The following is a 20,417-nucleotide window of genomic DNA, read 5'->3' as shown; positions in this document are numbered from 1 at the left end:
AAAAGGCGAAATCCAGGTATAAGATTGAAGCGAAAAACAGTGAACTAAAGCATAGACACGGGTATGATACAGCCTCCGCCGCGGGTCTATTAGGTATGGAGGTACAAGGTGCCACAGCGATATTCGCTGTCAACCTAAAGAGAATACTAAAACTAATAAATGAAAAACAGTAAAATACAACGTTTATAGGGCAACTTTTTCTCCTTTTCGGAGAAAAAGTTGCCCTTTTTTGTGAATCTCATTTCTGAATGTTTTTCATTCAAAAATAATTATAGTTTTTCAGCGGCCTCCTTCGTTGCGGGGTCTCACCTGTCCCTTCCTCCCGCGGGCGTCTGCGCGCCTTCTACTACAATCAACAAGATGGCTTCATTTGCTTAAGGTTTTTTCGTAGAGCGAGAACACAGTCGCTAGAAAAATATGTTAAAGTATTTGGTAAGACAGATAATTACAACTATTCAACAAAAGGGCAGTAATCTTCAATAAGGAATCAAGATATTCAGTAAGATAGATATGAAGGGAGATGAGGGCTTGAAAAAAATTATATATATTGTTCTGTCTCTGTCTGTACTTCTTCTGGTAGGATGTAACAGTCCTAAGACAATGGAAGAGGCATTTCATAAAGAAATGAAAAGCCTTAAAGATGTCGATGATTACACCTTGGTTAAACAAGTAGAGAAAGATAATGTAATTCTTTACACTTCTTACATTGAAGGCGACGAAGAAAACAACGAGCAACTAAATATTGTTCATTTCAACAAAGTCAACAATGAATGGTTTTGGGATAAAACTGCTAGTTGTAATGATAAGTGGTCAGGTACATTAGGAGATAAGCCATATATATGGTGTGGAACTTTAACGGAACCGAGACACGATATCGTCTATGTTGGTGATACTAAAGCAAACGTTATTGAAGTAGAGGGTGGCATTGAACGGGTTTGGTATCATTTGAGTGAAAATGATAATGAGGAAATTAAAGTAGTGTTAGCGGACGGTTCAGAAGAATGGCTTAAAGAAGTGATAAAGTGATTTTCTTCAGCTAACGTGGGCTTTCCTCGATAAAAGATTTCTCTTCAACAATCTAGGGCGATTGTAGCATAGCGGGTCGCACCTTACTTAAGAATTGGGCAGGATTGTTTAACAACATATAAAATTTAGATAAAGGAGTTGAGCAAGTGATTGGTTATTTTATAGTCTTATGGTTGATTTTTGGCTTTATATTTGTTTTTTGCTTTTGCCAACAAAACATCAGCTACTAAAAGAACACTGTTCGGCAATTATTTATTTTTCACTTCATTAGTGGGATTTCTAATTTCATTTATACTTAATATCTTAATATATTTTGAATTTATCAAAGAGGGACTTTTCACAGGAAATAATACCGCTAATAGTTGTACAGCTTTTATTGTAGTTGCTTTGATTGCCAAATATCTTATAGTACGGAAAAATAATAATCCACAAGAAATATATTAATAAGTCAGAGGCAATTAAGCACTATGATATTGAGTTAATTAGGTGCTAGTACCACAAGTAAAATATACATTATAAGGTGATTTATTATTATGGAAGTCTTTTTTTGTCATACAAATCAACACTAAACACTAATTGAGCCAATTTTATGATATGACAACTGAAAAAACTATTAATGTTTCTTGATAAAACAAGATTTCATTTAAAATAGATGGGCCTTCTTTTATTCGGCAATCTGGAGCGATAGCTGCATAAGGTAATCGCTTTAAATACTTAAATATCGGGATGGATTATTCAATGTCGAATCTCTTGTGAGTGATATAAGTAAAGAAATATAAGTTAGTGTAAGGAAGTGAGTTTACTGGGATGGGGATTTCTGAAACACTTTTTATGCTTGTATATGGTGTTCTATTTTTATTTACATTACAATCGTTTTCTTCAAATAACAAAATATTAGTTTATATAAAGTCAGCGTTCTTAATTGCTTTCTATGTATTTATTTCTAATATTATTTGGTTTACTTACAAAGGGGAAGAGTCACATATTAACAATCATAGCGGATATGAAGCGATTAGTTTTACCGGTGAGGCAATTCTTTGGTTAGGTGTTTTTAGTATCTATAACATAATTCTGTTATTGCTAGGAACTTATTTAAGAAGAAAGAGACATTCCGTAAATCCATAAAATCTACACTGTATTACTATGTTAATGTCGATATCTTATTCTACTATCGGGCGCGATCCTGTAACAAGGATCAGCGCTTGTTTTATTTTTACTAGGGTGAAAACATATTGTAGGAATTTTTAGATTATGAAATAATTGGTATTAAGCAAAAGGGCAGCATTCCTGTAATGAAGAAAAATGAGGTTTGAACAATAAAATAACCTCTTGGTATGATATGAGTGTCCTGAAGCTGGCCAGCGAAAAGGACAAAACATATTTACCAGGAGGCATTCAATATGAATTATAACCAAAATGAAAAGATTGCTCAAATTACTTCTGAAACATTGATTATAGGTGTAGATATTGCGAAGTTCAAGCATGTAGCTCGTGCTCAAGACTTTAGAGGACTAGAGTTTGGTGCACCTTGTCACTTTGAAAATACGAAACCACATTTTGATCTTTTTTTAAGCTGGATAAAGCAATTGATGGAACAACACGGCATGCGAAAGGTAATTATAGGAATGGAGCCGACAGGGCATTATTGGCTCAACCTTGCTCATTTTCTTAAAGAAGAGGAGATTAAGTTTGTCGTTGTAAATCCTATGCATGTGAAGAAATCTAAAGAATTAGATGATAATTCTCCAACCAAAAATGACGTAAAGGACGCAAGAGTTATTGCACAGCTAGTCAAAGATGGAAGATATGCCGAACCTAATATTCCACAGGGGGTTTATGCAGAACTTCGTGTGGCAAGGAAAATACGTGATCTCCTATATGTTGACTTACAAGCTGTGCAGGGACAGATTCATAATTGGTTAGATCGATATTTCCCAGAATTTCTTACAGTGTTTAAGGATTGGGAAGGAAAAGCAGCACTACAATTATTAAAGTTAAATGCATTACCACATGAGTTAGAGATCCTCTCGGAACAAGAGATCCTCATTCACCTCAGAAAAGCTGTAAAGCGTGCGGTTGGACTCAGTAAAATTCAAGAACTTAAACGAGTAGCGAAAGACTCTATTGGTATTCGTGAAGGTTCAAGGATGGCTAAATTAGAGCTTCGCACTTTACTAGACAAGTATGAGTTGATAACTAAGAAGTTCGAAGAACTAGAATCTGATATTGATGGACTCCTTGAACAAATACCAGGTGTTCAACAAATGTTAGCCATTACAGGAATCGGCAAGGACACTGTAGCTGGCTTCTTCTCAGAAGTAGGGAATTTATGTTACTATTCTCACCCTCGACAAATCATCAAGTTAGCTGGGTTAAGCCTAAAGGAGAATACCTCTGGAAAGCACAAAGGGCAAACGAAGATTACAAAGAGGGGCAGGAAGACACTAAGGGCTCTCCTCTTCCGAGTAGCGATGCCTTTGGTTGCTAAGAACACTGCTTTTAAAGCTTTACATGAGTATTTTACAACACGTAAAAATAATCCTCTAAAGAAAATGCAATCGTTGATAGCCATATGTAATAAGCTGATACGAATTCTTTTTACGATTGGGACAAAACAATGTGAATTTAGTGAAGATAGAATGTTGAAGGATATTCCTCATATGGCACTATTACAGAAAGTAGCTTAGGAATCTTTAGTTTGTTTTTTATAAAGTTTTATTAGGAAAATTATTTAGACATTTGAAGCACGGATTAGTCAGTAAAACAACAATACTACGGACTTAGATCCTGTCGGGCAGCATCACTGACATCCACCTCATGGAAAGGTTGGACGAAGGAATTTTGGAGCATAGACTCTGTGAGACATTGGAGGGTTGACCTCCATGAGACATGTGGACATCCACCAGTGCAACCATACTTTTACTTAGCCACCACTTTTTGGATACGAGTGGCTAGGCGGTTAAGGACTTTTTTTCTCTAATGCACCAAAAATAACCATAATTTCAACTTGCATCCATGACTTTGATGTCTAATTAATATAAATCCTAATGAAATCTTAAGAAAAAGCTAGAAATCTAGAGTTATTCCTTTCTTTATAGAGGGAGTATTGTTGAATAGCAATGTACAGCAAAGATTTGATTTCTAAAAATGTTAGGATGGGGATTTTACTATATTGGGGGTGTGCTATGAGTAAAAATATAATACTTACATTCGTGATTATCGGTTTGCTGTTTATAAACATATACCAATTTCAACAAATGAATTCTTTAAATAAAAAGCTAGAAGATGATCTGAAAGTAAAACTAAACTCTGCTTTTAGTGTCGCAAAAGAAATCCTTCCTCAAGATTTGGAAAAGGCAATAAGCACCAAACAAATCACCCTACAGGAATTCGATAATATCTGGTACGTATCTAATGATATTTTATTTGGAATTGACAATTCTTTATCTTTTGCCAAACATCATGACATAGATTTTAAAGAACAATATCAAAATAATTCGAACAAACTTGCGGGAGAAGTTCAAAATTTTTATAGAGAATTTTTAGTCAATAATTTTCAGGATGGCATTGAAAATGTTCCTCTTTCTGATAGAGATATAGAGTATCTAGAAGTTTTAAAAGAGCTATCACAATAAATTGGTTCGTTAACTTCAACTGAAGTGGAGGCTCTAAATATTGAAGAGACTCTAATAAGAATAAGTGAGATTAGCAATCAATACGAGGAAGAGTTGAGTAAAATTAGATTATTTTAGTTTTTACATCCTTTCAAGTTGGTTAGAGTTTTCAATTAAAAAAGGTGGTGTTATATGAAGACAAAAGTTTCTTTGGTACTATTTTTTAGTTTAGTTGTACTAGTGTTAGGAATAAGGTGGATCCACCTATCCACTTTATCAGAGTCTAGCACTACCGCCATGAGCTATTTACAGGATGAAGGTTTATTTGTTCTGTACCATGAAGGTGAATTTGGACCCTATACAATTACAGAGAAAAACGTTAATGAAAAACCAAATTCTAACTTTTTATCAGTACAACAGCATGATCAAGAGTTCTATATAGATAAAGAAATTCACCACGAGTTTTTCTATGTAAGCAATCATCCATTAAGTGATGTATTAGTAGGTCGTATATCAGTCACCGTTATGATGAGCGATGGAGAGGTTATAGGAGCGTTTTCCGTAAAAAATGGTAACGTGTATTCTTTACTCGGAGAAGAGAAATAAATGATTGTTCAACAATCTAGGGCTTATCTGCAATAAGGTAAGCTTCTTTTTTATGAAAAATATATCTTGAGTGAAATTGGAATTAAGCAATCGGCCAGCGTTACTTGAGTAAGTTTTTAAAGGGGAATTAAGTTACTTTGTTGAATTTACATATTAAGCTTTAAGGAAGTATTTAACTACATAAAGGGGTGCTAAAATGATAATACGAAAAGCAACATTAAATGATGCATCAGGTATTGCAAAGGTTCACGTTGATAGTTGGAGAACGACTTATAAAGGCATTATTCAAGATGACTTTTTAAAGAATTTATCTTATGAAAAACGGACAGAATTATGGAAAAAAAATATTACAAAAGAAAATAATTATGTAGTAGTTGCGGAGAATAATGAAGGTCAAATTGTAGGTTTTGCAGATGCTTGGAAAAGAGAAACCAATGTAGTGGAAAGCTCAAGTGATTTAACCTCAATTTACCTACTTGAAGAATATCAAGGACAAGGTATAGGTAAGAAGCTGTTCAAAGAATTATTTGTTCATTTTAAACAATTAGGTTATGGGAAAATATTTGTTGAAGTCCTTGAGGAAAATAAAACTCGTTATTTTTATGAATATTATGGTGCGAAATTAGTTAAAACAGTTCAAATAAAAATTGGTGAAAAAATGCTAAAAGAACTAATTTATGAATGGGATAATATTGACGATGTTATTGAGAGATTATAAACCTTTGATTACAGAGTATGGTTTTTACTACAATTGAAACTATTAAGGTTATATAGAATATTTTTATTCAACAATCTAGGAGCGATTGCAGCATAGCGGACCACTCCTTACTTAAGAATTGGGCAGGATTATAGAATAATCAATAATTTTCTTAAGGGGGGATATAATGGGACTTGTTATAGCATTATTAGGCATCATATCTACCGCAGGAGCTCTTTACTATATGGGGCGGTCTGGATTTAAATGGGGTGAAAACATCAACGAGGATGAGAAGGACAGCAAGTAATATTGAGGATGATTACGACTAATAACAGATGCCTTAGATGTTCAAGTAAATAGGGCAATTACAGTACAATGGTTCGCTTCTTCCCGTTTCATAAGGAGTGGGTAGGTTAATGGAAGAAAGGGTTAATGAAAGTTTCGTTTTTTTATGAGGAGGAATTATTATTGAAAGCTCACCAATATGTAATTATTTTACTCATAGTTTCTTTTGTATTTTTTAGTTTAAATGCTAATTGGATGCCCTCAAATAACCCCTATACAGACTTCTTACTTACAATTGCGGTCGGACATTTTGTTATGTCAAAATTAATTACTATTAAAAAATGAATTATTTTTTTCTTTTATTCAGCTAACAAGGAGCGATTGCGGCAGAATGGATTTTCCGCAAACTAGAAGCAATAGTTGAACAATGGGCTGTCGAATACGGAAGCCTTATTGCGTTAAATGGCCATTATATTAAATGAGAATATAGTATTTAGTAAAGGGGAAAATACCTACAAAATAAAAGTAGGTGATTAAATGAAAAAGTTTTTTTCTATTCTTATCCTTTTTGGTTTATTGAATATCATTTCAACAACTTATGCTAGTCTTCCCACCCCAACACAAGCAATAAGAGAGAATTTGTTAGAAGATGCTGTGCTTGACCTTTTAACGAAACCGATATATTCAGCAATAGATAATTATTACGGCACTACTAACAATATAGCTGCTCATTGTCAAAGGGTTATAGAGATAAAAAAACTTCGTCATCCTGGTTCTTGGTATTTTGAAGTAAATATTGAGTTTGTAACCTACACAGGTGCTCATAATTATATGGACATCTTTACAGCGACAATAAAAAAAGATTGGGAAACTGAAGGTAAATGGGTAGTGCAGAAATATGATGTAAGAAAATATGACCAAAAAGAAAAGTATGAATGTCGAAGTCCAGCATAATAACTATTCAACTAAATAGGGCGATTGTTGAATGGCAGTCCTCTCGTTAAGGTTACAGACATTTACAAACTATAAGGGATTTAACTAAAGAGCCTTACATACTAAATTATAAGGAGTGGTTATAGGTGGGATCATTTAATCCGCAAGGCTTCGTAACGTTTATACTAATAATTTCAATTGTCCTGTTTTTGTTTTGGATGATTTTCAAAAAGTTTAAGAAATAATATACATATTTTAAAAATGGGTCCCTATTCAGTTAAATAGGATAGGAGCTTTGATGAAACATTGAAATATTAAAAATAGGGTTACAACCGTTACAACCTTCACAAGTAAACCGGTCATAGTTACCAGGTTTTTCTCATCCCTTTTATATTTTTTACTAAATGAGTGAATAATCATTCATTTTTAAGCGCTTTCATATTATACTAGATATATATCTTAGAGGGGGGAATGGGATGAAGCTTGAAACTGGTGAAGTACTGACTTATTCCAGAACATTCACTGTGGAGGAAACCCTTCAATTTGGAGAGGTTTCAGGTGATCAAGGCAGGCATCATGTGGAAAAGGATGAGCATGGCCGTTTGATGGTTCATGGTCTGTTGACTGCAAGTATTGGCACCAAAATAGGGGGAGACATGAATTATATTGCAAGAGAAATGAACATGGAAATCCTCCGGCCCGTCTTTACAGGCGACACCATCACCTGTGAAGCTACCCTCACCAATGTCCAACAACAAGAAGGCTACAAACAAGTCCAAGTCACATCCATCTACACCAACCAAAAAGGCAAACAAGTCCTCCTAGGCAGCAGTAATGGTATTATTCGAGATTAAAAGAGAAATTCCTGCGGGGGTCTGACCCCCGCACAGAACTTTAATATTTCATAAAATTCAACTAATAAAAGGTAAGAAAGGGTGTGTTGGGATGAGTACGGTTAATGTGTTAAATCAAGGTTCGGTTGTGGTTTTGGAGCTTAATAGACCTGAGGCGTTAAATGCGATGAATGTGGAAATGTTAGAGGAATTAGAACGTGTGCTGGATGAGGTATCAAAAAATGAAGATGTCAAAGTGGTTATTGTCAAAGGAAGCGGGAATGCGTTCAGTGCAGGTGGAGATATTAAAATGATGCTCCAAGAAAATGTGGGTGGAGACTTCGACCAGGTGATGGATACGATTGGTTCGATCGTCACTAAATTCTACACCATGCCAAAAGTGACTATCAGCGCTCTTCACGGTGCTGCTGCAGGGCTAGGCTTAAGTTTTGCGCTTGCCAGCGATTTTGTTGTTGCCCACACTTCTACGAAACTAGCAATGAATTTCATCAAGATTGGTTTAATCCCTGATGGTGGTGGTCACTTCTTCATGGAAAAACGTCTTGGAGAAGCGAAAGCTAAACAGATGATTTGGGAAGGTAAAACGATTTCTGCTGAAGAAGCTCATGGGTTAGGTTTGGTTGATAGCTTGGCTGGTGATCAAATGGAAGAAGAAATTACCCAAAGAGTTGGAGCACTTCTCCAAGCTCCGTTGCAAGCGATGTTGGAAACAAAGTTGATTTACACGAAGCAATCCTTGCCACGCTTAGAACAAATTTTAGAGTTGGAAAAGAATGCACAGCGGAGAATGAGGGTGTCTCAAGATCATAGAGAAGGTATTCGTGCATTTATTGAAAAGAGAAGGCCGCAATTTAGCGGGAAATGATATATTGATGATAAAGCTGCTCCTTAAAAAAAGGGGCAGTTTTTGCATTTAACAGCTTTTTTATAAGCCTACAGTCTTATATCTACTTAATCCTCCGGTACATTACCAAGAGGAAGAACTCCACTTATACTAAATATCATCAGAGAAAAAACGGAGTGGTATGTGTGCATATAATGGAAACTGGCAAAAAGCTGATAACGGGAATAGGACTCATAATATTCGTTTTGCTGGTTTATTATATAAGCAAATTCATGGTAATGGCAGAATATAAGGGAATGGAGAATTTACTATTAGAATATGGTTCTATGGCTAAATTTCTTTTTTTCTTGCTATGTTTGGCTCAACCGATTATTTTACCGCTTCCGGAGGCGGTGACCATTCCGGCAGGGAGCGTGGCTTTTGGGGCATCTACTTCATTCTATCTTGGTTTTTTCGGTACATTGACAGGCATTATCATTATGTTCTTTATTGCAAGATATGGTGGTATGAAAGTGGCTTCTAAACTGGTAAAAGAAAAGCATTTAAAAAGATATCAAGAATATGTCAGGAAAAATGAGACGGTTATTCTTGCACTCTTATTTATCATTCCTGTTCTGCCTGATGAAATTATTTGTGTCGGGGCGGGAATCGGTGCTGTCTCGTTTAAAAGGTTTGTTGTGATAGCGTCTTTATCAAAACTTATGACTTCTTTTGTCCTCGCGTATTCGGTTTCCCTGGCAAAGTTTCTGGACTTAACCTTTACTCAACTGCTATTATCTTGCTCTGTGATCATGGGAATGGTTTTCTTCACCTCTTTTGCTTTCCATAGATATTGGAACAAAAAACGCATGGAGACGTAACCCTTTATCTCCATGCGCTCAATAGCTATCTGTGAAATAAAACTAGCTTTCCGCTTGCGTTTGTGCAACGGTGTGTAGTGTCGAGATAGTTCAATTCTTCTAATTTCTTTTCTCCTAATGCTTTTGCTTCTTTTTCGGTTGCGGCTTCAAAACTTTCGTCCAGTAATGTTTCACCGCTTTTACTGAAAACTGTTAATGTATATTTCCCCATGAGTGTCCCCTCCGTGTCTGTAAAATGAATAATCATTCATTACTTTTATTTTACTAAAAGTTTCTTGAAATGTAAAAGTACTATGAAACTATTTAGATTTTCAATCGTATAGGTTAGTGTAAAACATAGGAGGGATAATGTCATGGCATTACAGATAGATGGTGTAACCAAAAGGTTTGGCAAGCATGTGGCAGTCAATAATTTGACCTTGGAAATACCGGAAAGTGAAATGTTTGGGTTCTTAGGTGCAAATGGAGCAGGGAAAACGACTACTTTCAGAATGGTACTTGGATTATTGGAGCCTACAGAAGGCAAGGTTTCTTGGGCTGGAAAACCTATTACATATAAAGAAAGTCACCTGGTAGGATACTTGCCGGAAGAAAGAGGACTTTATCCGAAATTGACGGTAAAGGACCAGATGATCTATCTGGGAAGATTGCGAGGAATGGAGAAGGCGGAGGTTTTAAAGCAGCTGGACTATTGGTTAGAGCGCTTCAAAGTACCACAGTATCTCAACAAAAAAGTAGAAGAGCTTTCAAAAGGAAATCAACAAAAAATCCAGTTTATCGCTTCCACCATTCATAACCCGAAATTGCTCATTTTAGATGAACCTTTCAGCGGCCTGGATCCGTTAAATGTAGAACTTTTGAAAGAGGCGGTAGTGGATCTGAAAAAGCAAGGGACTTCCATCGTCTTTTCCAGTCATCGGATGGAACATGTAGAAGAGCTTTGTGAGCATTTATGCATTATGCATCATGGTCAACCTGTCGTGCATGGTTCGCTTAGGGACATTAAGCGTTCATTTGGAAAAAAGAATGTCATCATTCATGCTGATTTTGATTTAGGGTATTTATCCAATGTAGCGGGAGTGACCAAAACAAAGCAGACAGCGGAAGGCATGATTCTTCAAGTGGAGGATGAAGATGTATCTCAGACCTTGCTACAACAAATTACAGGTAAAGGCTATATCCGCAAGTTTATCTTGGAAGAGCCATCCTTGAATGATATTTTCATAGAAAAGGTGGGTGCTTCTTACCATGAATAAATTTTTGATTATCTTAATGCACACCTACATGAGTAAGCTGAAATCTAAATCATTCATTATTTCTACTTTGATAACAACGCTACTAATCGTTGGTGTGACAAACATTCAGTCTATCATTGATGTTTTTGATAAACAGGAAGACAAAATGGTAGCAGTAATAGATGAAGAGGGCACTATAGCACCATTGTTAGAGCAGCAACTAGCAACAAACCCCAATAGCAATTTAAACCTTGAAGTTGTATCAGATGGGTCAGAAGCTGAAAGTAAAGTAACTGAGGGAGAATATGACGGGCTTCTTGTGCTTTCAACAGACCAGAACGATTTACCATCTGGTGTGTATAAAGCAGCTTCCATCACTGATTCAGAAACGATGACACAAGTGGAAGTGATGCTTCAACAAGTGAAAAATGAGCTGGCAACAAGTCAACTGGGGTTGTCGCAAGAAGAAATCGCTCAACTTTATACGCCTATTAATTTTGATGTCGTAGCATTAGAAGAATCTGCAAAGTCTGCAGAAGAGTTGAACCAGGCACGTGGATTGGTGTATGTATTACTGTTTGTTATCTATTTTTCTGTCATTCTTTATGCAAGTATGATTGCAACGGAAGTCGCAGTAGAGAAATCTTCTCGCGTCATGGAAATACTTATTTCGTCTGCATCTCCAATTATGCATATGTTCGGAAAAATCCTTGGAATTGCCTTATTAAGTTTAACGCAACTGGCATTCTGGATTCTTGTCGGGTATTCATCATTAAGCAGAAATCTCGAGGGTATGACGGAAGCCGGCGGAGTATTTGAATTTTTCGGTGTCGGCGATCTGCCTGTAGCGACGTTTGTGTACGCCATCGTCTTCTTCTTGCTAGGATATTTCCTATATGCAACGTTTGCCGCTTTCTTGGGCTCGCTTGTTAGCAGGATTGAAGAAATCCAGCAAATGATCATGCCAATGACTTTACTAATAGTGGCAGGATTTATGATTTCCATGTTCGGGCTGGGTAACCCAGATAACTCTTTCATTCAAGTAACGTCATTCATTCCGTTTTTTGCACCAATGATTATGTTCTTGCGTGTGGGAATGTTGAATGTACCGATTTGGGAAATCAGCCTCTCCATTGGGATATTGGTTGCAACCATTATGTTGTTGGCCATATTTGGAGCAAAAGTGTACCGTGGAGGAGTATTGATGTACGGTAAATCATCTTCACTGAAAGATATTAAGAAAGCATTACAACTGACAAAAAACAAGTAATCTAGCATGTGGGACTTTTTTTAAAAGTTCCGCATGTTTTTTTGTTGTCTAACACTATAACCGAACGTGCATTCGTATTTTATTCATGATAAAATAAGGAAAAGATGATTAGAGAAGAGGTTATATCTACAATGAAAAAAATTCGCTTCATACATGCTGCAGATCTACATTTAGACAGCCCATTTAAAGGACTTAGCCATCTTCCCCAAAAGATATTTGATCAGATTAGAAAAAGTACATTCCAATCCCTAACATCATTGATAAACGCTGCTATCGATTATCAAGTGGATTTTATTTTATTGGCAGGAGATCTCTTCGATCTAGAGCAAAGAAGCTTAATTGCCCAAGCGACACTAAGAAAAGAATTCATGCGACTGAATGAAGCCGGAATTCAAGTGTATATCATCCATGGAAATCATGATTACCTTACAGATAACCACATACTTTTTAAATACCCGGATAATGTACATATTTTTACGGAAGAGGTGGAATGCAAGCCATTTTTAAAAGACGAAGAAGAGTTAGCCTGCATATACGGATTCAGCTACAAGCAAAGGCATATGACCAGAAATATGACCGGATATTATCAGATAGAAAACAAGAAGGTGCCTTTTCACATTGGGATGCTTCATGGCAATCTCTCAGGAAGGGAAGAGCATGATCCTTACGCACCTTTTTCCATATCTGATCTTCTTGATAAAGAGTTTCATTACTGGGCGCTTGGACATATACATAAACGTGAAATTCTGCATCATCAACCTCCTATCGTCTATCCGGGGAATATCCAAGGGCGCCATAAAAAGGAACAAGGCGACAAAGGCTGCTATTTGGTGGAACTCTTTGAAGATGGTACCCCTAAGCTGCAATATATAGAAACATCCGCCATACATTGGGAAGAGCTCAAAATTCCCATTAATGGGATACAAACGGTGGACCAACTTATGGACGAAACAAAAAAAGCAGTGGAGGCCATAAGGTTGGATGGGAAGGGGAAATTACTTCGACTTACCTATACTGGAAACGGAGACCTGCATGGTTTTCTCCAAGATGAAAGTCATCAAGAAGAACTTCAACTCCTTTTAAATGAGGGGGAAGAGAATATGTATTCCTTTGTATATGTATATTCGTTGCGTATGCAAACCGCGTTAACTTATTCAAAAGAAGACTTGCAGGATAAAACATTTTATAAGGATTTTTATACCATGGTAGATCAAATCGACGTGAAGGAAGCATTGGCTCCTATATTACGTCATTCTGAAGCAAACCGCTATATGGACTCCTGGGATGAGGAAGAACAGAAAGAGATAGTGGAAGAAGCAGAACGATGGCTTGTCAGTAAATTATTGGAAAGTGAGAAGAGGTGAATAGGTTGAAAATTACGAGCTTACATATCTATGGTTTTGGAAAACTAGAGAACGTGGTAATAGAAGATCTATCACCAAACATCCAAGTGATCTACGGAGAGAATGAAGCAGGAAAATCTACGGTGATGGCCTTCATTCAAGCCATTCTTTTTGGATTTCCTGCGAAAAATCAACAAGATCTGCGCTATGTTCCTAAAAAAGGCTTTAAATACGGCGGTAAGTTGGTTGTCGAAACGGATGATCAAAGAAAAATTACCGTTGAACGAGTCGCTGGGAGATCCTCTGGTGATGTCACGGTTCAAGATGAGCAAGGCAATCCCTGCGATTTGAACGAGGTGCTAGGCGGTCTTGATAAAACGATGTATAAAGGGATCTTCTCCTTTAATATAATGGACATCCAAAATCTGCAGCTCATAGATTCTGAGCAACTAGGCAGTTACTTGTTCTCTTCAGGACTAATGGGGAGTGAGCAGCTCCATAAATTATCACGTGAGTTAACAAAAGAACAGGAAGAACGCTTTAAGCCAAACGGCAGGAAGCCAGTCATTAATCGATTGTTAACTTCCTTAAAAGAAGAAGAACAAAATGTCCTGAAATGGAAAGAGAAGATGGGTCAATATGACCGCCTGCAGAAGGATTTAGATTTATATGATAATGAATGGAAGGAATCACAAATTGCTAAAGAAGATATAGAGAAAAAAATAAAAGAAACAGAAGCAATGCTTACCATTCAGCCATTAGTGAATAGATTAGAGATCCTTCAATTACAAATAGCAGACTTTGGTAATATTGAATCATTTCCGCAAGATGGTCTTTCAAGGTTGGAGAAATGGCAGACAGAGGCAGTATTCTATCAATCAAAACTAGAAAAAATGGCAAAAGATATACATGAAAAAGAGCGGGAATTAGGACAAATAAAGGTTAATGAAAAGATTCTTGGAAACGAGGAATCGATAAAAGCTCTAGTAAACATACTGCCGACTTATCAACAGGCAAAGGAACAATTGTCCCTACTAGCTACTGAAATAGTGCAGTTGCAAAAGCGAATGGAAGGGTGGAAGCAAGATCTTGAATGGCATGATAAAACAGATCAGGAGTTAGAAGCCATACATACCAGTTTGGCATCAAAAGGATCTTTGCGAGAACTTTTAAAAAGCCCATCATGAACTTCACATTCAGAAACAGCGCTTAGATGAACAGTTTCAACAGGCAAAAGAGGAACTTGAAGCCCAGGAAGAACGGGTGAAAGACTTAGAGCAAGAACAGCTACCAAACCATGAAGTGAAAATAAATGAAGGAACTGATAGAAGTAGATAGTATGGACACGTTGCATAAAGAAAATACATCTTAATGAGCAACTAACTAAATCAGTTGCAAAAGCAGCTTGATGTTCAGAAAAAGAATAAACCAAAATGAGATTAAAAAAAGTAAAGCAAATCGCAGTTGCCAGTCTTTTTATGGGAATTGCCGGTGCCGCTTATTTCTATATGCAAGACCAGCTTATACCTTCTCTGCTATGCTTAACCTTGTTTTTCATTCTATCTTTTATGATTAATAGGAAAACTAAACAAACTGATAGTCGCAATGAGCTATTGATTGAAAAAGAAGAGATGGAAAATAAGCTAAAATTATTAAGAGAGAAGCTTTATTCCAATGAAAAATACGGGAAAATGGAAGAGTATCAAAAAGCGCTGGCGAAGAACGAACAAGTAATGCAGCTTCTGCAGAAAGAACAACTTCTCCTTTCCCAATGCGATCGGACATACAATAGAATTATTCAGCAATTTGAAGAGTGGGAAGGAAAGAATTTTTCCTTTCAAGATCAATGGCATAAATGGACCTCATCACTTTCACTCGAGCAAATCTCACCTCCCTTTATGGAGGAAGCCTACGACAAAGTGGTAAAATTGAAAGTTGCTATAGCAGACAAAAAAGAGCTAGTGGAAAGAAAAAAACATTTTCAAACAGTAGTGGACACGTTTAAGAATAAGTTAGAAGCTCTTATAGAAGGAGACATTGAAAAAGATACGCGAATATCCATGGAAGAAGTATTCACACAATTACGTGTGGGTGTGGAAGAAAACGTGGAAAAGAAGAAAAGGAAACAACGTATACAAGAACAAATGGACGAATTAAAAGAAGAAATGGACGGCTTGTCCCATCATGTACTTGAAGCACAAAAGCAGATTCAAAATCTGTATGAGCAAGCAGAAGTAAACAATGAGGAATCCTTTCGTCAAAAGAATCAACAGAACATTGAAAAAACAGAGCTTGAGAAAGAGATAAGCCTCCTGAAAAATCAGTTGGCTCAAATGGAGAATTCCTATCAACTGAGACTTACGGAAAGTAAGTCGATGGATATGTGGAATTCGAAGAAGGTTGAGCTGGAAGAAACGCTTAAGTCCATTAAAGAAAAACAGAGTCAGCTTGTTGAAAAAAGGACAGCAACAAAAGAAACCATTCGTCTCTTGGAGGAAGCGGGAACATACTCTGAAGCTGTGCAACAATTCGAACTATCTAAAAGCAAGTTGCAGGAGCATGCAAGAAAGTGGGCAATCCATGCCACAGCATCTCATCTTCTCGGCAAAACAATGGATTACTACCGGACAGTGAAGCTTCCAAAAGTGCTACATTATGCTTCTGATAACTTTCAATTCCTCACAAAAGGAAATTATATCAGATTACTTGATGAGCAAAATGAAAGGACGCTTATGGTACAGCATGCAGACGGGACGAAATTTGAACCTAAGGAATTAAGTCAAGCAACGGTTGAGCAGTTGTATATATCCATTCGTGTTGCTGTTGCCCAAGTATGGAGTGATGAACAAAAACTTCCCTTCTTGATGGATGACAGTTTTGTCAATTTCGATCATCATAGAACAAACCTTGCTATTAAGTTGATAAACAGACTTGCACTCCAAGGTTATCAATTCCTTTTCTTTACTTGTCATCACCATATTAAAGAAAAATTGGCAAGTGAACCAAACAACCGAATTTGCTCTATTGACACAATGAAGGTAGGAGAAGCAACCATCAAGCAATGAATTTGGTTCATCCATTGCCGAAAGGAATAGACAAGTGCTATGCTTAGAGAGGTAAAGAGAAGCATGTTGAAAGGATAACGAAAATGAGTGAAAGTGTGATAAAAAATAATAGAGCACCATTAATACTGTTGAGCTTTAATCTATTTATCGTCATGGTAGGAATTGGGTTGGTTATTCCCATTCTCCCGTTTTATATCGATAAGTTTGGAGCGGACGCAAGGACATTAGGCTTGCTTGTTGCCGTGTTTGCGTTTATGCAATTCCTTCTTGCCCCTGTCTGGGGTAGGCTCTCTGATAAAATTGGAAGAAAGCCTCTGATCACAATCGGGCTTTTCGGTTTTGCTATCGCCGAGTTTATTTTTGCATATGCAAGCGGCCTATGGATGCTTTTTCTATCTCGTATACTAGCGGGTACCTTTGGCTCAGCACTTATGCCTACTGCAATGGCTTATGTTTCTGATGTCACTTCTTCTGAAAAAAGAGGTCAAGGCATGGGGATAATGGGGGCTGCGATGGGCCTTGGTATCGTTGTAGGTCCTGGACTTGGCGGCTGGCTTGCCGAATATGACCTGTCTCTGCCATTTTTAGTGGCAGGAGTGGCTGCGACCATAGCGGGAATACTTTCTGTATTTATTTTGCCGGAATCATATCCTAAGCATAAAAGAGAAATGGATGTTCAAGGTTCAGCAGGAGAAAAAAGGGACAATCAATTTGTAACGATGTATAAGGCTCTCAAAAGCCCGGTAGGTTTTTTGCTGATTCTTGTATTCATCATGAGTTTCGGATTAGCTAATTTCCAATCCATTTTCGGCTACTACACAATGGAACGATACAACTATAACCCAAGTGAAGTCGGGTTAATCATCTTGATTGTCGGCTTGGTTGGAACGGTTGTCCAAGGCGTTCTAGTTGGCAGGATGACTAAAAGGTTCGGAGAGGAAAGAGTGGTTACAAGTGCCCTCTTAATCAGTTCATTCGGTTTTGTGTTAATGACACTTGCAACAAGTTTTACAACCGTACTATTAACCACCTGCATATTCTTCTTAGGGAATTCTTTGTTAAGACCATCTTTAAATTCCTTCATATCTAAACTTGCAGGGAACAGACAGGGCCTTGTCATGGGGCTCAATAATTCATTCTTAAGCTTAGGAAATGTGGCAGGTCCAATATTGGCAGGCATCTTCTTTGAGATAAACATACATATTCCATATCTATTCGGAGCATGCATCATGCTATTTGGACTAATCGTCACGAAACTATGGATCTCCAAAAGAGCCCATAAAATAGAAGTATCTTCGTAAGAAAAAACATTCAGAGTTATTGTGGTTCATAGCAGTTGATTGCAGCAAAAGGCGAAGACTCCGGAGGGAGATAGCGCTAGGTGGAGACCCCGCAGGCGTAGCCGAGGAGGCTCTAGCAGCGCCTCTAGGAAAGCGAAGCCATTTGCGGAAATCAACTGCGTCGTCAAGAATCAAAACGACAGGGGGAAGGAACAGATGAAAAAAGGTATCCTCCACTTTGAAGTGGGAGAACAAGTAGATGTTCACTTATTAATTAAAACAGCAACAAAAGGAATAGCAAGCAACGGAAAACCTTTTCTAACGTTAATATTTCAAGACAAAAGCGGTGAGATAGAAGCAAAACTGTGGGATGCTTCATCAGATGATGAAGAGCTCTACACACCACAAAGCATTGTAAGAGTGCTTGGTGACATCCACCATTATCGTGGCCGTAATCAATTGAAAATCCGCAAAATCAAGCCAAAAGAAGACCATGAGACCGTCAATGTCTCTGATCTGATTGAAACTGCGCCATTAAGCCAAGAACTGATGATGGATAAAATAACACAGGCTATCTTTGAAATGAAGAATCCCAACATACAAAGAATCACAAGGCACCTGCTGAAAAAGCATCAAAATGAATTTCTGCAATATCCAGCAGCAACAAAGAATCACCACGAATTTGTATCTGGTTTGGCCTATCATGTCGTGTCCATGCTAGACCTTGCTAAAGCCATAGCCAGCTTATATCCTTCTCTAGATAAGGACCTTCTCTATGCAGGCGTCATTCTTCATGACTTAGGTAAGGTTACGGAACTGTCCGGACCTGTATCCACAAGTTACACGATTGAAGGGAATTTAATCGGCCATATTTCGATTATGGTTAATGAAATCGGAAAAGCGGCAGAGGAGCTTGGTATTGAAGGAGAAGAAATCATGGTTCTTCAACACTTAGTTTTAAGTCATCATGGTAAACTGGAATGGGGCAGCCCGAAGCTGCCGCTTATAAAGGAAGCGGAAATCCTGCATTATATCGATAATATCGATGCGAAAATGAATATGCTAGATCGTGCACTAGAAAGAGTTAAACCTGGAGAGTATACGGAAAGAATTTTTGCAATGGACAACAGAAACTTCTATAAACCTACTTTTCATAATTAAGTAATAGCCCCCCATACTCTATCATATGTATAAATTAGTAGCACATATGAAAGAGAAGGGGGGCTTTTTTATGCCGTGGTGGATGCTGTTGATCGTTATCGGAATTGTATTTAGTGCATATATGACGTTAAGGTCTGCAAAAGAAGAAAAAGAGGTAGAAGAAGCGATCATTGAAAAAGAAGGACAAGTATATATGGATAGGATTCAAGAGGAAAGAGAGAAAAAACAGGTTGTAAACGTATAGAAAAAGGAAGCGGGAATCCGCTTCCTTTTTAGCTTTCTTCTTCTGTTTCCTGCTCTTTTTCAAATGTATTTTTGAGGTTGGAATCTTTCACTTTTATATTGGCATTGTCCAGTTCTTTTTGAACGGCAGTGTCAACAGAGGCTTCTTCGTTCACCTTCGACAAAAGAACTTCTTCTTTCAATTCCGCTTTCATGTCTTCAAAAGGTTCTTTATCCTTCTTATCTGTTACTTTGATAATATGGAAGCCGTACATGCTTTCTACAGGCTCGCTGATCTCATTTACTTCGAGGCTATAAGCTGCCTCTTCGAATTCAGGAAGCATGGCACCAGCTCCGAACCAGTCAAGATCTCCGCCATTTTGGGCTGAACCTGTGTCTGTTGTGTTGCAAGTTCCGCAAAATCAGCACCCTCATCAAGCTTTTTCTTCACTTCATTTGCTGTTTCTTCGTCTGCTACAAGAATATGGCTTGCACGTATCTCAGGCTTCATCTCATCATAATATTTTTGAATTTCCTCGTCTGTAACTTCCACACTTTCCATTGCTGCTTTTTCCTGCAGCATGGATATACGCAAAGTTTGACTTAGCTGCTCTTCAGTTTTGAAACCGCTCTGAGCCATTGCAGAATCAAATTGAGGTCCAAGTTGTTGTTTCAACTCATCTAATCGTTCTTGTACTTCTTCATCTGTAACCTCGTATTTTTCACTTAAGACTTTATCATATACCAATTCCCGAAGAACCTCTTCACCAAAACGGTCCTTCATGGCTTCATATAGCTCGTCCTGTGTAATATTACCTGCAGAGGTTTCGGCTATCACCTCAGAATTATCAGCTTTGTCATTGTTACAGGCAGTCAGTGCAAGAATTGAAGCGGTTGCACCTAAGGCAATCATCCATTTTTTCATTTAAGTCACTCCCATATGTAGTAAAACGTTCCAATCAATACTATAGCATATTCTACAAATTTAATGAAATTATTTGACAATACTTTAAAGCCGTCATTTTTACGCGGAAAGCTTTTAAAAAAGATAAGAAAGTTTTAATATACAGTTGATTTCCGTTCCAGGCGCTTCGCTTGCCTGCGGGCGGTCCGTAAGCCTCC

Annotated in this window: 19 protein-coding genes and 2 pseudogenes; 18 read left to right on the top strand and 3 right to left on the bottom strand. The window is 37.4% G+C overall.

The window, feature by feature from the left end; all coding sequences use genetic code 11:
* The 10 genes and pseudogenes from M313_RS25610 to M313_RS0117565 form a co-directional block, all read left to right on the top strand.
* Positions 1 to 173 (top strand): annotated as a pseudogene (locus M313_RS25610) (IS1182 family transposase); the annotation flags it as partial.
* A 337-nt stretch (positions 174 to 510) separates the two neighbouring features.
* Positions 511 to 1,026, top strand: a complete 516-nt coding sequence (locus tag M313_RS0117620) for a hypothetical protein (protein WP_157182503.1) — start codon at positions 511 to 513, stop codon at positions 1,024 to 1,026.
* Positions 1,027 to 2,426: 1,400 nt separating this feature from the next.
* Positions 2,427 to 3,713, top strand: coding sequence for an IS110 family RNA-guided transposase (locus M313_RS0117610; RefSeq protein WP_010198336.1), 1,287 nt, complete (start codon positions 2,427 to 2,429; stop codon positions 3,711 to 3,713).
* A 432-nt stretch (positions 3,714 to 4,145) separates the two neighbouring features.
* Entirely contained in the window at positions 4,146 to 4,661 is a 516-nt protein-coding gene (locus M313_RS0117605) for a hypothetical protein (RefSeq protein ID WP_157182502.1), read from the top strand.
* A 171-nt stretch (positions 4,662 to 4,832) separates the two neighbouring features.
* The gene (locus tag M313_RS0117600) at positions 4,833 to 5,246 is read left to right on the top strand and encodes a hypothetical protein (RefSeq protein WP_010198334.1); all 414 of its coding nucleotides are present in this window, start codon (positions 4,833 to 4,835) and stop codon (positions 5,244 to 5,246) included.
* A gap of 196 nt (positions 5,247 to 5,442) precedes the next feature.
* Positions 5,443 to 5,964 carry a GNAT family N-acetyltransferase gene (locus M313_RS0117595; RefSeq protein ID WP_010198333.1) on the top strand — a complete coding sequence of 174 codons (522 nt, stop codon included), beginning with the start codon at positions 5,443 to 5,445 and terminating at the stop codon, positions 5,962 to 5,964.
* An 801-nt stretch (positions 5,965 to 6,765) separates the two neighbouring features.
* Entirely contained in the window at positions 6,766 to 7,182 is a 417-nt protein-coding gene (locus M313_RS0117580; RefSeq protein ID WP_010198329.1) for a DUF3888 domain-containing protein, read from the top strand.
* Between the two features lie 455 nt (positions 7,183 to 7,637).
* Positions 7,638 to 8,015 (top strand): FAS1-like dehydratase domain-containing protein, encoded by a 378-nt coding sequence (locus M313_RS0117575; RefSeq protein WP_010198327.1) that lies wholly within the window; start codon positions 7,638 to 7,640, stop codon positions 8,013 to 8,015.
* Positions 8,016 to 8,106: 91 nt separating this feature from the next.
* Positions 8,107 to 8,880: an enoyl-CoA hydratase gene (locus M313_RS0117570; protein ID WP_010198323.1), complete on the top strand. Its 774-nt coding sequence runs from the start codon at positions 8,107 to 8,109 to the stop codon at positions 8,878 to 8,880.
* 173 nt (positions 8,881 to 9,053) lie between these two features.
* Positions 9,054 to 9,719 (top strand): TVP38/TMEM64 family protein, encoded by a 666-nt coding sequence (locus tag M313_RS0117565; RefSeq protein ID WP_234946584.1) that lies wholly within the window; start codon positions 9,054 to 9,056, stop codon positions 9,717 to 9,719.
* Positions 9,720 to 9,744: 25 nt separating this feature from the next.
* On the opposite strand, the gene M313_RS0117560 is transcribed toward M313_RS0117565, so the two are convergent.
* Positions 9,745 to 9,930, bottom strand: coding sequence for a YhzD family protein (locus M313_RS0117560; RefSeq protein WP_010198317.1), 186 nt, complete (start codon positions 9,928 to 9,930; stop codon positions 9,745 to 9,747).
* Between the two features lie 142 nt (positions 9,931 to 10,072).
* On the opposite strand from M313_RS0117560, the gene M313_RS0117555 reads away from it, so the two are divergent.
* The 8 genes from M313_RS0117555 (at position 10,073) to M313_RS0117520 (ending at position 19,317) form a co-directional block, all read left to right on the top strand.
* A complete protein-coding gene (locus tag M313_RS0117555; protein WP_010198314.1) occupies positions 10,073 to 10,975 on the top strand; it encodes an ABC transporter ATP-binding protein in 903 nt (300 codons plus the stop codon).
* Complete coding sequence (locus M313_RS0117550) at positions 10,968 to 12,224, top strand: ABC transporter permease (protein WP_010198311.1); 1,257 nt, start codon at positions 10,968 to 10,970, stop codon at positions 12,222 to 12,224. Before M313_RS0117555 ends, M313_RS0117550 begins: the two co-directional genes overlap by 8 nt.
* Before the next feature lie 131 nt (positions 12,225 to 12,355).
* Positions 12,356 to 13,588, top strand: coding sequence for a metallophosphoesterase family protein (locus tag M313_RS0117545; protein ID WP_010198308.1), 1,233 nt, complete (start codon positions 12,356 to 12,358; stop codon positions 13,586 to 13,588).
* 5 nt (positions 13,589 to 13,593) lie between these two features.
* Positions 13,594 to 14,754, top strand: a complete 1,161-nt coding sequence (locus M313_RS0117540) for an AAA family ATPase (RefSeq protein ID WP_010198305.1) — start codon at positions 13,594 to 13,596, stop codon at positions 14,752 to 14,754.
* A gap of 246 nt (positions 14,755 to 15,000) precedes the next feature.
* The gene (locus M313_RS0117535; RefSeq protein WP_010198303.1) at positions 15,001 to 16,632 is read left to right on the top strand and encodes an AAA family ATPase; all 1,632 of its coding nucleotides are present in this window, start codon (positions 15,001 to 15,003) and stop codon (positions 16,630 to 16,632) included.
* An 83-nt stretch (positions 16,633 to 16,715) separates the two neighbouring features.
* Positions 16,716 to 17,933, top strand: a complete 1,218-nt coding sequence (locus M313_RS0117530) for an MFS transporter (RefSeq protein WP_010198301.1) — start codon at positions 16,716 to 16,718, stop codon at positions 17,931 to 17,933.
* Between the two features lie 195 nt (positions 17,934 to 18,128).
* On the top strand, positions 18,129 to 19,073 hold the full coding sequence (yhaM, locus tag M313_RS0117525; RefSeq protein ID WP_010198298.1) for a 3'-5' exoribonuclease YhaM: 945 nt from the start codon (positions 18,129 to 18,131) through the stop codon (positions 19,071 to 19,073).
* Positions 19,074 to 19,143: 70 nt separating this feature from the next.
* Positions 19,144 to 19,317: a sporulation YhaL family protein gene (locus tag M313_RS0117520; protein WP_010198295.1), complete on the top strand. Its 174-nt coding sequence runs from the start codon at positions 19,144 to 19,146 to the stop codon at positions 19,315 to 19,317.
* A 28-nt stretch (positions 19,318 to 19,345) separates the two neighbouring features.
* Here the strand turns inward: M313_RS0117520 and M313_RS26820 are convergent.
* Positions 19,346 to 19,642, bottom strand: a pseudogene (locus M313_RS26820) (peptidylprolyl isomerase); the annotation flags it as partial.
* Complete coding sequence (locus tag M313_RS23985; RefSeq protein ID WP_010198290.1) at positions 19,597 to 20,220, bottom strand: peptidylprolyl isomerase; 624 nt, start codon at positions 20,218 to 20,220, stop codon at positions 19,597 to 19,599. The pseudogene M313_RS26820 and the gene M313_RS23985, both read right to left, overlap by 46 nt.
* Positions 20,221 to 20,417: the final 197 nt, after the last annotated feature.

The organism is Bacillus sp. m3-13, assembly GCF_000175075.1.
GTDB classification, from domain to species: domain Bacteria; phylum Bacillota; class Bacilli; order Bacillales; family Bacillaceae_I; genus Sutcliffiella_A; species Sutcliffiella_A horikoshii_C.
Note: the sequence above shows the minus strand (reverse complement) of the source record. Positions and strands in the feature narration are given on the sequence as shown.

Bases quoted from the DNA above. Each gene is read 5' to 3' on its own strand.
- M313_RS0117620 (WP_157182503.1), top strand. From the start codon at position 511: ATGAAGGGAGATGAGGGCTTGAAAAAAATTATATATATTGTTCTGTCT.
- M313_RS0117610 (WP_010198336.1), top strand. From the start codon at position 2,427: ATGAATTATAACCAAAATGAAAAGATTGCTCAAATTACTTCTGAAACA.
- M313_RS0117605 (WP_157182502.1), top strand. From the start codon at position 4,146: ATGTACAGCAAAGATTTGATTTCTAAAAATGTTAGGATGGGGATTTTA.
- M313_RS0117600 (WP_010198334.1), top strand. From the start codon at position 4,833: ATGAAGACAAAAGTTTCTTTGGTACTATTTTTTAGTTTAGTTGTACTA.
- M313_RS0117595 (WP_010198333.1), top strand. From the start codon at position 5,443: ATGATAATACGAAAAGCAACATTAAATGATGCATCAGGTATTGCAAAG.
- M313_RS0117580 (WP_010198329.1), top strand. From the start codon at position 6,766: ATGAAAAAGTTTTTTTCTATTCTTATCCTTTTTGGTTTATTGAATATC.
- M313_RS0117575 (WP_010198327.1), top strand. From the start codon at position 7,638: ATGAAGCTTGAAACTGGTGAAGTACTGACTTATTCCAGAACATTCACT.
- M313_RS0117570 (WP_010198323.1), top strand. From the start codon at position 8,107: ATGAGTACGGTTAATGTGTTAAATCAAGGTTCGGTTGTGGTTTTGGAG.
- M313_RS0117565 (WP_234946584.1), top strand. From the start codon at position 9,054: ATGGAAACTGGCAAAAAGCTGATAACGGGAATAGGACTCATAATATTC.
- M313_RS0117560 (WP_010198317.1), bottom strand. From the start codon at position 9,930: ATGGGGAAATATACATTAACAGTTTTCAGTAAAAGCGGTGAAACATTA.
- M313_RS0117555 (WP_010198314.1), top strand. From the start codon at position 10,073: ATGGCATTACAGATAGATGGTGTAACCAAAAGGTTTGGCAAGCATGTG.
- M313_RS0117550 (WP_010198311.1), top strand. From the start codon at position 10,968: ATGAATAAATTTTTGATTATCTTAATGCACACCTACATGAGTAAGCTG.
- M313_RS0117545 (WP_010198308.1), top strand. From the start codon at position 12,356: ATGAAAAAAATTCGCTTCATACATGCTGCAGATCTACATTTAGACAGC.
- M313_RS0117535 (WP_010198303.1), top strand. From the start codon at position 15,001: ATGAGATTAAAAAAAGTAAAGCAAATCGCAGTTGCCAGTCTTTTTATG.
- M313_RS0117530 (WP_010198301.1), top strand. From the start codon at position 16,716: ATGAGTGAAAGTGTGATAAAAAATAATAGAGCACCATTAATACTGTTG.
- yhaM (WP_010198298.1), top strand. From the start codon at position 18,129: ATGAAAAAAGGTATCCTCCACTTTGAAGTGGGAGAACAAGTAGATGTT.
- M313_RS0117520 (WP_010198295.1), top strand. From the start codon at position 19,144: ATGCCGTGGTGGATGCTGTTGATCGTTATCGGAATTGTATTTAGTGCA.
- M313_RS23985 (WP_010198290.1), bottom strand. From the start codon at position 20,220: ATGAAAAAATGGATGATTGCCTTAGGTGCAACCGCTTCAATTCTTGCA.